The organism is Phyllobacterium sp. CL33Tsu, from assembly GCF_900113985.1.
Classification (GTDB): domain Bacteria; phylum Pseudomonadota; class Alphaproteobacteria; order Rhizobiales; family Rhizobiaceae; genus Phyllobacterium; species Phyllobacterium pellucidum.
Genome location: NZ_FORJ01000002.1, coordinates 81,336 through 95,048, shown reverse-complemented (window position 1 = coordinate 95,048; position 13,713 = coordinate 81,336). Strand labels below are relative to the sequence as shown.

Sequence of the window (13,713 nt, the reverse complement as noted above, 5' to 3'; positions counted from 1 at the left end):
TAATCAACTACGTGCACTCGGCGCAGCTCGTAGCGCCCCCGCGTGGCTATCTCTAAGCCGACGAAGGGCAACCCTTTACGGGTTTGGTGAATTTTTCGCAAATTTTATGAGCACTTTAACCGTCGGGTAACATTAACGCGATCTAATGGCGTCAATAAACTTGTATTGAGTACGGGCGGGACATGCGATGCGTTTGAGTACATTAGACAAAGCGTCACGGCGGCTGGCTCTAAATGCCGCTATTCTTACGGTTGCTGGATTGGCTGCAGGTTGCAGCTCAGGCGTGCAGCGCTTCACCAGCGCCGATTTCAGCTCCGGCTACAGCGATAACCAGCGCTCCGTCATGGCGCAGAACAACGGCCCGCAGCCCTATACGCCGCCGGTCGATTCGACGCAGACCGCTTCGGTCGGCAGCGGAAAAGTTCAGCGCGGCAACCTGCCGCCGGTTGGCGCAGCCAGTGCGTCGGCCTTGCCGCCCGTATCGTCGCAGCCCTCGCGTCCTGCGCTTGCTCCGGTTGCCAGCGCTCCGGCGCGCAGCCAGCAAATGGCATCCGCTGAACCGGTCCAGCCCATGCGGGCGGCACCGCTTGGCTCCAGCACAAACACCTTGAAGACCCCCGACGGACGTGAAGCACGCATGCCTGCCCAGCCAGCCCACAATTCTGCCAACAACGTTGCCGTAATGCCGCAAGCGCCGCAGGTAAAGGCAACGCAGCCCAACGCTTCTACGTCTGCAAAGACGCCGGCTAATAATAACGGTGCCTATACGGTGCAGAGCGGCGATACGCTGCATGCGATTTCGCGCAAGACCGGCGCCAATGTCGAGGCCATCAAGCAGGCCAACAACATGACCGACGGTACTGTCCGTATCGGACAGTCGCTGATCATTCCGCCTTCCAGCGGTTCGCTTGCGCAGAATGTCGCCAATAACATGAAGTCGAAGGGCGCGGTCGACCAAGTCAAGACCGCATCGACGCCGCCCACCGAACAGCCCAAGGTTGTCGCCAACGCCGCGCCGACTGCAGCAACTCCGGCCAATGCCCAGCCTGACGGCCAGGCCAAGCCGTATACGCCGCCGCAGGCGAGCGAGAAGGTCATCGACGATGCGGAGAAGGACGTGGCCGCAGCGCCATCGGCGACCGGCGTCACCGGCATGCGCTGGCCGGTGCGAGGACGTGTCGTCGCCAATTACGGCAAGGGTAGCGATGGCATCGATATCTCCGTACCCGAAGGCACGCCGATCAAGGCCGCCGAGAACGGCGTCGTCATTTACTCGGGCGACGGCTTGAAGGAGTTTGGCAATACCGTGCTCGTGCGCCACGACAACGGCCTTGTCACCGTCTACGGCAATGCCAGCAAGCTCAATGTCCAGCGCGGACAGAAGGTCAAGCGCGGCGAGGAACTCGGCAAGTCGGGCATGACCGGCAACGCCACCCAGCCGAAATTGCACTTCGAGGTGCGCAAGAACTCGACGCCGGTTGATCCGTCGAAATATCTCGAATCCTGATCAGGCTTCGACCGCGAGCTCAGAAGCCTTTATGTAATTTGGCCCCCGAAAGTTGGATATCAACCTTCGGGGGTTTTGCATTTTAGATTGACGATTGTGCTAGCATTCAATGCTTGCAAGTAATATATTTTAAAGAGGCATTTTGATGAATAGCAGGCATAGGCGAACCCTGCTCGCTGTCTTTTCTGACCCGGTCGCGGGCTCGATAGCATGGTCGGATATCGAAAGCTTGCTGGTCAGCGTCGGGGACGGACGATCGAGGGTCGTGGCTCGCGTGAACTGGAAAGCTTTCACAGGCCCCATCCCACCAAGGAAGCAAAGCGCTATCAAGTCCGCGCCGCCCGGGCCTTTCTGAAAAGAATTGGAATCGAACCATGAACGTCATGCACTACAAGAATTATACTGCGCGGGTAGAGTATGACGACGAAGATGAAATATTCTTCGGCAAAATCGCGGATATAAGCGACGGCGTCGGCTTTCATGCCGATACAGTCGTCGACCTTAAAGCGGCTTTTCATGAAGCGGTGGATGACTATATCGAGGCTTGCGCCAAGATCGGCAAGGAGCCGCAGAAGCCCTACTCGGGCAAGATGATGTTTCGGGTGAAGCCCGAAGTTCATCGCCGCGCAGTCCTGGCTGCAGAACGGGCCGGGAAGAGCCTCAACCAATGGGCCGAAGAGGCTTTGGACAAGGCGGCGAGCTGACTACAGCTTCTTCCCAAGCCGCCCAGCGAGATCCTGAGTGAACTGCCAGGCGACACGCCCCGAGCGCGAGCCGCGCGTCGTTGACCATTCCAGGGCGTCGGCATGGAGCTCGCCCTTTTCGACGCCAAGGTCAAAATGCGCGGCGTAGCCGTCGATCATGGCCAGATAATCGTCCTGGCTGCACTTGTGAAATCCGAGCCACAGGCCGAAACGGTCGGAAAGGGACACTTTTTCCTCCACCGCTTCCGACGGATTGATCGCCGTCGAGCGCTCGTTTTCGATCATGTCGCGCGGCAAGAGGTGCCGCCGGTTGGATGTCGCGTAAAAGATGACATTGTCCGGCCGGCCCTCGACACCGCCTTCGAGCGCAGCTTTCAGCGACTTGTAGGACGTATCGTCATGGTCGAAGGAAAGGTCATCGCAGAACAGGATAAACCGGTAGTCGGTGTCCTTGATCGCCGCCATGAGGGCAGGGAGGCTGTCAATGTCCTCACGGTGGATCTCGACAAGCTTTAGGGGCGCGCCATTATCGCCCGCTGCAGCATTGACCGAGGCGTGTACCGCTTTGACCAGCGAGGATTTGCCCATGCCGCGCGCGCCCCACAGGAGCACATTGTTGGCCTGGAAGCCTTCGGCAAAACGCTTGGTGTTGTCGAAAAGGATATCGCGGACAGTGTCGACGCCGCGGATCAGCGAGATATCGACGCGATTGACCCTGGTTACTGGATCGAAGCAGAGATGGTCCGGATTCCAGACGAAACAGTCGGCGCTATCGAGGTCGACTGCCTGCGGCTCAGGCGGCGCCATTCGCTCCAGCACATTAATCAAGCGGTCAAGTTTATCCGTCAGCAATTCCCGCGACATTCCCATCCAGCCTTTGCTTTACCTGCGCACCTGCAACTATCATGTTGACGATAAATCGAAAAGCCGCCCTCACGGTTTTGTACGGTTGCTTTTGCCAACGCAAACATTGTATTGCGCAGGCTCAGGTATAATCAAAATATGTCTTCTCTGGAGGTTTGTCTCAATGTTCGTAACTCCTGCATATGCACAGGCCGCCGGCGGCGCACCGGAAATGCTCATGAGCATTCTGCCATTCATCCTCATCTTCGTGATCATGTACTTCCTCATCATCCGTCCGCAGCGCACGGCGGCGAAGAAGCGCGAGGAACAACTGAAGGCAATTCGCCGCGGCGACACGATCGTCACCGGCGGCGGTTTCATCGCCAAGGTCGTGAAGGTGTATGAGGATACGGGCGAACTCGATGTCGAGATCGGCGATGGCGTCAAGGCACGGGTGTTGCGCGGCATGGTCGCCGATGTACGGGTCAAGGGCGAACCGGTTGCCGATAACAAGAAATAAGGCATAGTTACGGGGCGGCCACGGAGCCGCCCTGTTGATTCTATGCCGAAGGTTATTGCCGAATGCTCTATTTCAGCCGCTGGAAGACCGTACTCATTTGGGCCGTTGTTCTGGCAGCCGTCATATTGGCTCTTCCCAATCTGTTCACGCAGGATCAACTGGTAAAGCTGCCGGACTGGCTGCCCAAGAAGCAGCTTGCCCTCGGGCTTGATCTCGAAGGCGGATCGCGCATCGGCCTGCAGGTCGACAAGGACCATCTCCCCGATACGGATGCGACGATGGCGGTGCTGACACGGCGCCTGAGCGAACTCGGCTATACAAATCCGAATGTCGAGGGCCAGCGCAACGGGCGTATCCTTGTCGAGGTGCCGGGCCTCTACGATTCGCAGCTCCTCAAGGACATTTTGAGCCTGACAGGCGAACTCACCTTCCAGATGGTGGATTCGTCGATGCCGGCTCAGAAGGCAGTCGATGGCACACCGCCGGAAGGCGATGAGGTCGTCTATTCCTTCGACGATCCGCCGGTTCCATATCTCGTCAAGACCGAGCCGCTCGTTTCGAACAAGAATTTTGTCGACGCGCAGGCCGGTATCGACACAGCGTCACAGGAGCCTGTGGTGACGTTCCGGCTCGACAGCATCGGCGCCGATCGCTTCTCCAAGGCGACGAAGGCCAATGTCGGGCAATCCTTTGCGATCGTCCTGGACAATCAGGTTCTGTCGGCGCCGGTGATCAGCGAGGCCATTCCCGGCAATACCGGCCAGATTACCGGCAACTTTGACCTCTCCGGCGCGAGCAATCTTGCGCTTGTCATGCGTGCGGGCGCCTTGCCGACCGATGTTACCGTGATCGAAGAGCGCACCATCGGTACCGACCTTGGCGCTGCAGCAGTATCATCCGGCAAGATTGCGGCCCTGATCGGCGCAGCGCTCGTCATCCTGTTCATGCTGCTGACCTATGGCTTCCTCGGGGTCATCGCCAGCGTTGCGCTTGTCGTCAATGTCCTCCTGATCCTTGCAGTGCTGACGCTCTTTGGCGCGCCGCTGACCCTTGCCGGTGTCGCCGGTATCGTCCTGACGATCGGCATGGCGGTGGATTCGAACGTCCTTATTTATGAACGCATCCGTGAAGACCGGCGGGCGGGCTTTTCAGTCATCCAGGCCATCGACTCCGGGTTCTCCCGGGCGCTTGCGACAATTGTCGATGCCAACGTGACCACCCTGATTGCAGCGCTGGTCCTGTTCATTCTCGGCAGCGGCCCCGTGCACGGCTTCGCCCTCACGGTGACGATCGGCATCGTTACGACGCTGTTCACGACATTCACGTTGACCAGGTGGCTCATATCGATCTGGGTGCAACGCTCGAAGCCAAAGGAAGTACCTGGCGCACCGCTCAAGCTCGTGCCGAACAACACCAGAATTCCGTTCATGAAACTGCGCGGCCTGACCCTCGGTTTTTCGGCGCTGTCGAGCATTGCCGCCATCGTCCTCTTCGCCGTTGTCGGCATGAATTTTGGCATCGATTTCAAGGGCGGCACGTTGGTCGAAATCCAGTCGCGGCAAGGACCGATCGACCTCGACGATGTTTATAGCCGGCTCGATGATCTGAACATTGGCGAGGTCAAGATCGAACCGTTTAAGTCGGACGACCGCGCCTTGATAACGGTTGGAAGCCAGGGCGAGGGCGAGAATGCCGAGCAGACCGTCGGCGTCAAGATCCGCGGCGAACTGCAGGACGACTACGATTTCCGCCGTGTCGATGTCATCGGCCCGTCCGTATCGAGTGGATTGTCGCAGGCGGGTGTGCTCGCCGTGGTCCTGTCGCTCGTCGCCATCCTTGCCTATGTCTGGTTCCGCTTCGAGTGGCATTTTGCGCTCGGCGCGATCCTTGCCACGATCCACGACGTCGTGCTCATCGTCGGCATGTTCGTTATCTTCCAGATGGAGTTCAATCTTTGGAGCATCGCGGCGCTTCTTGCCATCGTCGGCTACTCGCTCAACGATACAGTGGTGATTTATGATCGTGTCCGCGAAAACCTCAGGCGCCATGGCAATACCATGTCGCTGTCGGCTGTTCTCGATGCATCGATCAATCAAACCTTGTCGCGCACTATTCTGACTTCGCTTGCTACCTTCCTCGCACTCCTTATGCTTTACATCTATGGCGGCGATGACGTGCGTTCCTTCGCGCTGACCATTGCCGTCGGCATCATTGTTGCGACCTATTCGTCGATCTTCGTGGCCGGTCCACTATTGATGTTGTTCGGGCTCAAGGGCCGCGACGTTGTTGATGACACCGCGAGGGTGGCGTCCGAGCAGAACGGAGTTTAGGGACTTGGCCAAGGGCATTGAAATCCGGGACGCCCATTTTCCGGGGCGCGCGCCGATCGATGCCTATGGCAATGGCGGATTTCGCTTTGCCGACATGTCCCATCGTGGCTCGATCCTGTGTCTTCCATCAGGCATTCATGGCTGGGAGCCGAAAACGCCGCCGATCTTGACGGCTGCCGATCTGTCGCTCGTGATGGAGCAAGCGGATGACATCGAGATCCTCTTGGTAGGCACCGGCACGGAGCTGCGCCGGCTGCCGCAGGAACTGCGCGACGCCTTGCGCAAATACCGCATTTCCGCCGATCCCATGAGCACGGGCGCGGCAGTGCGCACCTATAATGTCTTGCTGGCCGAAGATCGGGCGGTGGCGGCTGCCTTGATCGCCGTCGATTAAGGCGGCATCTCGATGAACGCCAATGAAACCTACTGCATGCAGTTCCTGCGCGATGCGGACCCTGATCGCCATGTCTCGATCCTTTATGCCCCCGAGGACAAGCGCGGCGCGCTGGCGTCGATTTATGCCTTCAATGCGGAGATCGCTCGCATTCGCGACCTGATCCACGATCCCTTGCCCGGCGAGGTACGGCTGCAATGGTGGCGCGATCTTATCAACGGCACCGAACACGGCGCGGTCTCGGCGAATCCGGTTGCCGCGGCGCTCCTCGACACGATCAAGACCCACGACCTGCCGCGGCAGGCTTTCGACAATTATTGCGAGGCCCGGATTTTCGACCTTTATGACGACCCGATGCCCAGCCGCAATGATCTTGAAGGCTATTGCGGCGAGACCGCGTCGGCCTTGATCCAGTTGGCATCGCTGGTGCTCGATGAGGATGCCGCGCTGAAGCACGCGGATACGGCGGGACATGCTGGCGTTGCGCAGGCGATTTCCGGCCTGCTGCGGCTCCTGCCCCTGCACAGGCGGCGCGGCCAGATTTATATCCCGGCCGATATTCTGACAGCGGTCGGCTGCAGCCCGCAGAATCTCCTCGATGGTTCTGATGGAGAAGCGATTGCGCGTGCAGTCGCTGCCATGATAGCGCTTGCGACTGACCATCTGGCAAAGTTTGAAGCTGGAGCGAAGGAGCTGCGCGTCAGCCTGCGTCCTGCATATCTCCCGGCGCGCCTTACGCGTATCTATCTGAAAAAGCTGAAGGCAAAGGGCGCTGATGCTGCGAACGAAGTTGCCGATATCACGCCGCTGCGCCGGCAGTGGGCGATGCTGAAGGCTTCCGTCAGTTAACATGGACAAGGCTGATCGGGGTCGCAGTTATCCCCCTCTGCACTGCCGGGCATCCCCCCACGAGCGGAAAGATGGGCGGCAGCCCAGAGTCGTGAGCACCCTTGAGGAACGCAACTCCGAAGTGAAGTAGCTTGCTACTCCGCAGCCTCGGCAATCGCCGGCAATCCGAGCCAGGTGCGACAATCGGCGAGGGCGCGGGCGCTCATGGCGCGCTTCTTGGCATTGGATTTTTCCTTGCCGCGCAGGCGTTTGCCTTCCGACTTCGGTGCCTCGATAGGCGGGAAGAGCCCGTAATTGACGTTCATCGGCTGGAAGGAGCGCTTTCCTGGTTCCTCATCGGTGACAATATGGCCGCCGGTAATGTGGCCGAGGAGCGCCCCAAATGCCGACGTTGCCGGCGGCGGCGTAACGGCTTGGCCCAGTCGTTCGGCGGCGGAAAACCGGCCGGCGAGCAGACCAATCGCGGCCGATTCCACATATCCCTCGCAGCCGGTGATCTGACCGGCAAAGCGCAGCCCTGGCCGGCTTTTCAATTGCAGCGTTGGATCGAGGAGGGTGGGCGAATTCAGGTAGGTATTGCGGTGCAGGCCGCCGAGGCGCGCGAACTCGGCGTTTTCGAGTCCGGGGATCATGCGGAATATTTCAGTCTGCGCTCCATATTTCAGCTTCGTCTGGAAGCCGACCATGTTGTAGAGCGTGCCAAGCGCATTATCCTGGCGCAGCTGCACGACTGCATAGGCCTTGACGGTGGGATTGTGCGCATTGGTGAGCCCCATGGGCTTCATCGGACCGTGGCGCAGTGTCTCCGGCCCGCGTTCCGCCATGATCTCGATGGGGAGGCAGCCGTCGAAATAGGGCGTGCCCTCCCACTGCTTGAATTCCGTCTTGTCGCCGGCAATCAGGGCCTGCACGAAGGCCTCGTATTGCTCCTTGGTCATCGGGCAGTTGATGTAATCCTTGCCGGTGCCGCCCGGTCCAACCTTGTCGTAGCGCGACTGGAACCAGCAGACGTTCATGTCGATCGAATCGAAATGCACAATCGGAGCAATCGCATCGAAAAAGGCGAGGGCGTCGGCGCTGGTCTCGCGGCCGATGGCCTCCGCAAGCGAAGGAGCCGTCAGCGGTCCGGTCGCTATGATGGCTTTGTCCCAGTCTGCCGGCGGCAGGCCGGTGATCTCCTCGCGCACGATGGTGATGAGCGGATGCGCTTCGAGGATTGCGGTGACCTTGTCGGAAAAACCGTCGCGGTCGACGGCAAGGGCGCTGCCGGCCGGCACCTGGTGGGCGTCTGCCGCGGCCATGATCAGCGAATTGGCAAGCCGCATTTCGGCGTGAAGTACGCCGACCGCATTGGTCTCGGCATCGTCGGAACGGAACGAATTGGAGCAGACCAACTCAGCCAGTCCTTCGGTCTTATGCGCATCCGTGCCGCGCACAGGGCGCATTTCATGCAGGATGACAGGCACACCGGCTTGCGCCAGTTGCCATGAGGCTTCGGAACCGGCGAGACCGCCGCCAATGATGTGTACAGGTTTGATGGACATGGCTTTCCAATAAACGCTTTGACCGCCCGCATCAATGTGCAAAAGCCGCCGCACGGCGCAATGCGGCGGCTTTCGATCCAAGCGATCAGGCGCTGGCCTTGTCGAGTTGGGTAACGTCTTCGGCACTGAGGTTGATCGACGCCGCCTTGATCAGGCTGTCCAACTGTTCAAGGGACGTCGCGCTGGCAATCGGGGCGGTCACGCCTTCGCGCTGCATAATCCAGGCGAGGGCGATTTCCGCGGGCTTCGCCTTGTGCTTGGCGGCAATATCGTCAAGCGCGGCAAGAATGCGGAATCCACGCGGATTGAGATAATCCTTGATGCCGCCGCCGCGCGCGCTTTTGCCAAGGTCGGCTTCGCTGCGATACTTGCCGGACAGAAAGCCGCGTGCGAGGCTGAAATAGGTGATGACGCCGATATGTTCGGCCATGCAGAGATCGCGCAGCGGTCCGTCATAGCTCTTGCGGTCGTAGAGATTATACTCCGGCTGCAGCACATCGTAGCGCGGCAGGCCAGTTTCCCTGGATACGTCGAGTGCGGCACGCAGTTGCTGGGCATCGAGATTAGATGCGCCGATTGACTTGACCTTGCCCGCCTTCAGGAGTTCCGCGTGGGCGCCGAGGGTCTCCTCGTAGGGTGTTTCCGGATCCGGCCAGTGCGAAAGATAGAGATCGATCGCATCTACCTGCAGCCGGCGCAAGGAAGCCTCAGCCGCCTTGGCGATATAGGCAGCCGAAAGGTCCTTCTTGCCTTGTCCCATGTCGGAGCCGACTTTTGTGATAATTACAACTTTGTCGCGGTTCTTACGCGATTTCATCCATTCGCCGATGATGGTTTCCGATTCGCCGCCTTCATTGCCGGACACCCAGCGCGAATAGGCATCCGCCGTATCGACAGCGTTGAAGCCGGCATCGACGAAGCGATCAAGCAGGTCGAAGGATGTCTTCTTGTCTGCGGTCCAGCCAAAGACATTCCCGCCAAAAACGAGCGGTGCGATGGAAAGGCCGGTTCGGCCGAGACGGCGTTGTTGCATGATCATTCTCCGATTGGGTGAGGTGCGCCAGGGGTGATTAGGGTGCGGCGCCGGCGGTTGCCAGGTGAGGATTTCCGGGAGCAACCATATTATGCAAATCTGTTGGGCTTCGGTGAAAACAATTGTTAGTGTTGGCGCATGCAAACAAAAGTTTTAAATAAACTCGTCTTCTGTTTTCTTCTTCTCATTCTTTGCAGTCCCGCATCCATCGCCATGGCGCAGACCTTCAGCGTTTGTCACGGTTATGGCTGCTATTTTAAGACCAATGTGACGCTGACCGGTGCCGACCGTTCCCGCATTGCCTCCATCATGGCGTCTGGCCGCAAATCGCCAGAGGGCGAGCGCGCGGCGGTTCGCCGGGCGGTTCAAGTATTCGAACAACGCAATACGCAGGTGATTGGCGTCGTCGACCGGCCGAAAATGGATTTTGGCAAGGGACGCGAGCGCGGCCAGATGGATTGCGTGGACGAATCCACGAATACCGATCACTTCCTGCGCTATATGCAGGGTGCAGGCCTGTTGCAGTTCCACACCGTTGCCCGGCGGGATTCGCGCGGAAGCTTTTTCGACGGGCGCTATCCACACTTCACTGCTGTTCTGAAAGATCGCAGCGGCACGCTTTGGGCAGTCGATTCCTGGTACGAGCCGGGAGGGGGCGCTCCAGACGTCATGACGCTCGCAGAATGGAAAAGCAGGGGATATGGCGGCGTCCGCTAGGGCTCAATAGGCTGGAGGCGGCCTGAAACAACAACACCCACCGCGGGAGGAGGTGCGGTGGGTGTCGTTTGATAAAGGCCGATCAGGGAGGAGGAGTATCGGCCTTTGATCGCGGGGGCTTCGGGAGGAGGATAAGCCCCGGCGATATTCTCTATGCGATTAGCGAATTGCGGACTTCTTGGCGACGTACGGGATGTCCGAACGGGCAATGCCGAGATCGCTGAGTTCGCGGGACGACAGGCGGTTCAATTCGGAAACCGTGTCGCGATAACGACGCCAGTTGCTGTAGGAGCGGATAAGGTTCATTTCAATCACCACTTTGGTTGTTGTTTGCTTGATCACTCTTGATCGTTGAGTGGAAGATAGTGCACGGCTCCTGAAAGTTGCAGAGCCAAGTTTGCAGATCAGCTATGCAATTGCTGCATTGCAACATTAATCGATGTTAATTGTTGCGGCGCACAAATGTCGTGATTGTGGCGCTGCGAGCACGCAGGGATCGCCATAGGAGGATGACCGCCACCTCGCTATACTAAAGACTCGTTGCAGCGATTCAGGAGCAGACCTTGGCGATAACCATTGGCGTTAAGAAACACATTGCGCGCTGGCAGCGGGATGGTCTGATCGATGAGACGACGGCCGAACGCTTGCGCAAGGACATGGACGGCAGGGGACACGGCCTCGGGCTTGGAGGCGTCCTTGCGGTTCTCGGCGCAGTTTTGCTGGGCGCAGCCATCGTCTCCCTCGTAGCGGCCAACTGGGAACTCATGCCGCGCCTTGTTCGGCTTGGTCTTATCATATCGGTGATCGGCGCCGGCTATATCGGCGGCGCCTGGCGGGCAAGCCTGGGCGACAGGATATTCAGTGAGGCGCTCTACCTGATCGCCGCCATCACATTCGGTTCGGGTATCGGTCTCGTTGGCCAAATGTACCACCTCTCGGGAGACACCACCGATGCGGCGCTTCTTTGGGTGGCGGGCACGATGGTGGCGGCCCTCCTGCTGCGATCAACGGTACTGACGTCCACGAGCGTCGCAATTACCGGCTTCTACCTGTTCGCTTCGCTCGAACCATCGACTCCAGACCACTGGAACTACATCTGGCTGGTGCCTGTGCTTGCAATCATCTGCGCGGGACTGGTCTGGTGGACGAAGGCGAAGCAGGCGCGACATTTCATTGCCATTCTCCTCATCGCCTATGTCTTCGTGGTCCGGTTCGATCTGGACGACCAGGCGATCCTCTGGATCGCGGCCGTTCTCGGCGCGGCACTCTTCCTCGCGGATGCACTGCGGAGCAGGGCGACCCAGCAGCTTACCGGCTGGAGCGAGGCCATCGGAGGATATGGCTTCATCATGCTGGTCATCGCCCTCATCTTTTTCCAGTTCGACGAATTCAGCGAAGGGGTTGGCAATCAGGTTGTCATCGGCTTTGCGATTTTGGGATGCTCTGTCGCGGGCCTCGCCCTTTCGGGGCACCGGAACCTTGCGGTGCGCTGGGTTTCCTACACGGTCTTCTCGCTCGAGGTGCTGTACCTGGCGTTCAAGACGATCGGTACATTGATAGGCACCGCGGGCTTCTTCCTGACTGCCGGCATCCTCGTCTTGTTGCTGGCGGCCTTCGTTGTCAGAATGGAGCGAAGACTTCTAAGAAAGAATCCGAAAAAGGAAGCAACGGCATGATATTCAAGGTAAATCGCCTGATCCTGCTCGGCGCCGTTGTGGCAATTTTACAGTCCGGAGCCCTCTACGCCATGGTCGCACAGCGGGCGTCGATCCTGCGAAGCGGCACCAATCTCACGCTGCTTACCGAGCCGGTCGATCCACATGATTTCCTGCGCGGCGACTATGTCACACTTGGTTACGGCATCGCGACAATCGAGGCCAACAAGGTGACTGGGACGCCGCCGACGTCAACCGGGTTCGCCGATATCTATGTAGCGTTGAAGCAGGCGGATGACGGCTCCTGGGGCATAAGCAGCGCCTCGTGGCAAAAGCGCGAGGATCTGGCGCCCGGTGAAATACAGCTGCGCGGCCGCACCTCCGGTTACGCCAATGCCGCGATCTATCACGATCTTCACATCCAATACGGGATAGAGCGCTATTATGTGCCGGAGGGGGAAGGACGTGTGATCGAAGACCAGCAGCGAGAACGCAGGATTGAGGCTGTCATCGCGGTTTCGCCGTCGGGAGATGCTCAAATTCGCGCTCTGAAAAACAACGGAGAAGTTCTCTACGAGGAGCCGATCTACTGAAGATCGCGACGTCAAGCGCTATGGTGCGGATGGAGGGACTCGAACCCCCACGGTCTCCCGCCAGAACCTAAATCTGGTGCGTCTACCAATTTCGCCACATCCGCAGATGGAGGCGTTACCGCACCCCAAGCGCCGGTCTCTATAGCATCGTGATTTCTGCCGTCAAAGGAAAAAGGGGTTGTTCCAAAAGAAGATTAGCGAACCGGCCACACGCGAGGCATGGCCCGACGATTGGGCTGGACAGTGTAGGTACGCGCCTACTTGGCGGATGGCCGGCTCTTCGTAATCGAAAAAGCCCCCTTGGAGCGCTTCAAAACGTCCGACAAGCGTTCAGGATTGAATTTTGGCTTTGGCGTCGCCTGCCGAATCGTATCGATGAGATGATCCGAAGCAGTTGGCATCCTGCGCACGAAATGCTGATTGGACGTTCCGCCCATGGTGGTGCTCCTTTTGATTGGTCCCTCAATTATACAACGTCTAAGGGGTATCGTTGGTTGCACCAGTTCGCAGGCCAGGATCACATTCTTCTACCTTATGGAAAAGGGGAATGTGCGAACTTCGTCTAACGCTCCTTGACCGCCTTATGGCCGGTCGTTTCTGTTATAGCGATGCGGAAGTAAACCGGGTCAAGCGGGCGTTCCTGTTCGCGAATGACTGTCTTCACGTAGCCGGGCTCCCACCATTCGGCCTTCTTGTTCAAGAGATCATGAGCCATGTTACGCTCGTCGCTATGTTCCTTTGTGATCTCCTCGAACCTGCCGGTAACGACCACGCTCTTCCAGCTATTGGTCGAATCGATCTCGTCGAACTCGACGCAGACCTTGTTGTTCTCGCGCATCCACTCGATTTTTCGCCCAACAGTGGTGAAGGAATAGAGGTAGACGGAATTGTAGACGAAGCGAAGCGGGACGATGTAAGGCTGATCATCCTTGGCGCAGGCGAGCCGGCCGATGCTGGCCCGGGTCAGCAGTTCCTTGATTTCCTGCCGCGACATTTCGGTAATAATCATCTCTCGCTCCGCATG

15 protein-coding genes and 1 tRNA gene are annotated in these 13,713 nt (G+C 58.7%); 9 read left to right on the top strand and 7 right to left on the bottom strand.

All coding sequences use genetic code 11. The annotated features are described in order from the left end of the window. Window positions 1–187 precede the first annotated feature (187 nt). Window positions 188–1,507, top strand: coding sequence for a M23 family metallopeptidase (locus BM074_RS10100; RefSeq protein WP_091921727.1), 1,320 nt, complete (start codon window positions 188–190; stop codon window positions 1,505–1,507). Between the two features lie 374 nt (window positions 1,508–1,881). Beyond that, window positions 1,882–2,211, top strand: coding sequence for a type II toxin-antitoxin system HicB family antitoxin (locus tag BM074_RS10090; RefSeq protein ID WP_091921725.1), 330 nt, complete (start codon window positions 1,882–1,884; stop codon window positions 2,209–2,211). Here BM074_RS10090 and BM074_RS10085 read toward each other — a convergent pair whose 3' ends face one another. Next, window positions 2,212–3,075 carry an ATP-binding protein gene (locus tag BM074_RS10085; RefSeq protein ID WP_091922407.1) on the bottom strand — a complete coding sequence of 288 codons (864 nt, stop codon included), beginning with the start codon at window positions 3,073–3,075 and terminating at the stop codon, window positions 2,212–2,214. A gap of 163 nt (window positions 3,076–3,238) precedes the next feature. On the opposite strand from BM074_RS10085, the gene yajC reads away from it, so the two are divergent. The 4 genes from yajC (at window position 3,239) to BM074_RS10065 (ending at window position 7,147) form a co-directional block, all read left to right on the top strand. Beyond that, entirely contained in the window at window positions 3,239–3,574 is a 336-nt protein-coding gene (yajC, locus tag BM074_RS10080; RefSeq protein WP_091921723.1) for a preprotein translocase subunit YajC, read from the top strand. Window positions 3,575–3,636: 62 nt separating this feature from the next. Continuing rightward, complete coding sequence (gene secD, locus BM074_RS10075) at window positions 3,637–5,904, top strand: protein translocase subunit SecD (protein WP_091921721.1); 2,268 nt, start codon at window positions 3,637–3,639, stop codon at window positions 5,902–5,904. Between the two features lie 4 nt (window positions 5,905–5,908). Then, entirely contained in the window at window positions 5,909–6,298 is a 390-nt protein-coding gene (locus tag BM074_RS10070; protein ID WP_091921719.1) for an Mth938-like domain-containing protein, read from the top strand. Window positions 6,299–6,310: 12 nt separating this feature from the next. After that, window positions 6,311–7,147, top strand: coding sequence for a phytoene/squalene synthase family protein (locus tag BM074_RS10065; RefSeq protein WP_091921717.1), 837 nt, complete (start codon window positions 6,311–6,313; stop codon window positions 7,145–7,147). Window positions 7,148–7,281: 134 nt separating this feature from the next. Here the strand turns inward: BM074_RS10065 and trmFO are convergent, their stop codons facing one another. Both trmFO and BM074_RS10055 read right to left on the bottom strand, forming a co-directional pair. Beyond that, entirely contained in the window at window positions 7,282–8,691 is a 1,410-nt protein-coding gene (trmFO, locus tag BM074_RS10060) for a methylenetetrahydrofolate--tRNA-(uracil(54)-C(5))-methyltransferase (FADH(2)-oxidizing) TrmFO (RefSeq protein ID WP_091921715.1), read from the bottom strand. A gap of 85 nt (window positions 8,692–8,776) precedes the next feature. Further along, entirely contained in the window at window positions 8,777–9,724 is a 948-nt protein-coding gene (locus BM074_RS10055) for an aldo/keto reductase (RefSeq protein WP_091921713.1), read from the bottom strand. 213 nt (window positions 9,725–9,937) lie between these two features. Between BM074_RS10055 and BM074_RS10050 the strand changes: the two genes are divergently transcribed. Then, complete coding sequence (locus BM074_RS10050; protein ID WP_091922405.1) at window positions 9,938–10,441, top strand: hypothetical protein; 504 nt, start codon at window positions 9,938–9,940, stop codon at window positions 10,439–10,441. Between the two features lie 159 nt (window positions 10,442–10,600). On the opposite strand, the gene BM074_RS10045 is transcribed toward BM074_RS10050, so the two are convergent. Next, on the bottom strand, window positions 10,601–10,747 hold the full coding sequence (locus tag BM074_RS10045) for a DUF1127 domain-containing protein (protein ID WP_081815883.1): 147 nt from the start codon (window positions 10,745–10,747) through the stop codon (window positions 10,601–10,603). Window positions 10,748–11,004: 257 nt separating this feature from the next. Here BM074_RS10045 and BM074_RS10040 point away from each other — a divergent pair, with 257 nt between their 5' ends. Then, on the top strand, window positions 11,005–12,117 hold the full coding sequence (locus tag BM074_RS10040) for a DUF2157 domain-containing protein (protein ID WP_175498970.1): 1,113 nt from the start codon (window positions 11,005–11,007) through the stop codon (window positions 12,115–12,117). Next, window positions 12,114–12,689, top strand: coding sequence for a GDYXXLXY domain-containing protein (locus tag BM074_RS10035; protein ID WP_091921709.1), 576 nt, complete (start codon window positions 12,114–12,116; stop codon window positions 12,687–12,689). The genes BM074_RS10040 and BM074_RS10035 overlap by 4 nt, the downstream gene beginning before the upstream one ends. Before the next feature lie 21 nt (window positions 12,690–12,710). On the opposite strand, the gene BM074_RS10030 is transcribed toward BM074_RS10035, so the two are convergent. The 3 genes from BM074_RS10030 to BM074_RS10020 form a co-directional block, all read right to left on the bottom strand. After that, window positions 12,711–12,793 (bottom strand) — tRNA-Leu (locus tag BM074_RS10030). Between the two features lie 153 nt (window positions 12,794–12,946). Beyond that, window positions 12,947–13,126 (bottom strand): hypothetical protein, encoded by a 180-nt coding sequence (locus BM074_RS10025; protein WP_027231459.1) that lies wholly within the window; start codon window positions 13,124–13,126, stop codon window positions 12,947–12,949. A 125-nt stretch (window positions 13,127–13,251) separates the two neighbouring features. Continuing rightward, on the bottom strand, window positions 13,252–13,698 hold the full coding sequence (locus BM074_RS10020; protein WP_027231458.1) for a pyridoxamine 5'-phosphate oxidase family protein: 447 nt from the start codon (window positions 13,696–13,698) through the stop codon (window positions 13,252–13,254). Window positions 13,699–13,713 lie beyond the last annotated feature (15 nt).

Bases quoted from the DNA above. Each gene is read 5' to 3' on its own strand.
- BM074_RS10100 (WP_091921727.1), top strand. From the start codon at position 188: ATGCGTTTGAGTACATTAGACAAAGCGTCACGGCGGCTGGCTCTAAAT.
- BM074_RS10090 (WP_091921725.1), top strand. From the start codon at position 1,882: ATGAACGTCATGCACTACAAGAATTATACTGCGCGGGTAGAGTATGAC.
- BM074_RS10085 (WP_091922407.1), bottom strand. From the start codon at position 3,075: ATGTCGCGGGAATTGCTGACGGATAAACTTGACCGCTTGATTAATGTG.
- yajC (WP_091921723.1), top strand. From the start codon at position 3,239: ATGTTCGTAACTCCTGCATATGCACAGGCCGCCGGCGGCGCACCGGAA.
- secD (WP_091921721.1), top strand. From the start codon at position 3,637: ATGCTCTATTTCAGCCGCTGGAAGACCGTACTCATTTGGGCCGTTGTT.
- BM074_RS10065 (WP_091921717.1), top strand. From the start codon at position 6,311: ATGAACGCCAATGAAACCTACTGCATGCAGTTCCTGCGCGATGCGGAC.
- trmFO (WP_091921715.1), bottom strand. From the start codon at position 8,691: ATGTCCATCAAACCTGTACACATCATTGGCGGCGGTCTCGCCGGTTCC.
- BM074_RS10055 (WP_091921713.1), bottom strand. From the start codon at position 9,724: ATGCAACAACGCCGTCTCGGCCGAACCGGCCTTTCCATCGCACCGCTC.
- BM074_RS10050 (WP_091922405.1), top strand. From the start codon at position 9,938: ATGGCGCAGACCTTCAGCGTTTGTCACGGTTATGGCTGCTATTTTAAG.
- BM074_RS10045 (WP_081815883.1), bottom strand. From the start codon at position 10,747: ATGAACCTTATCCGCTCCTACAGCAACTGGCGTCGTTATCGCGACACG.
- BM074_RS10035 (WP_091921709.1), top strand. From the start codon at position 12,114: ATGATATTCAAGGTAAATCGCCTGATCCTGCTCGGCGCCGTTGTGGCA.
- BM074_RS10025 (WP_027231459.1), bottom strand. From the start codon at position 13,126: ATGGGCGGAACGTCCAATCAGCATTTCGTGCGCAGGATGCCAACTGCT.
- BM074_RS10020 (WP_027231458.1), bottom strand. From the start codon at position 13,698: ATGATTATTACCGAAATGTCGCGGCAGGAAATCAAGGAACTGCTGACC.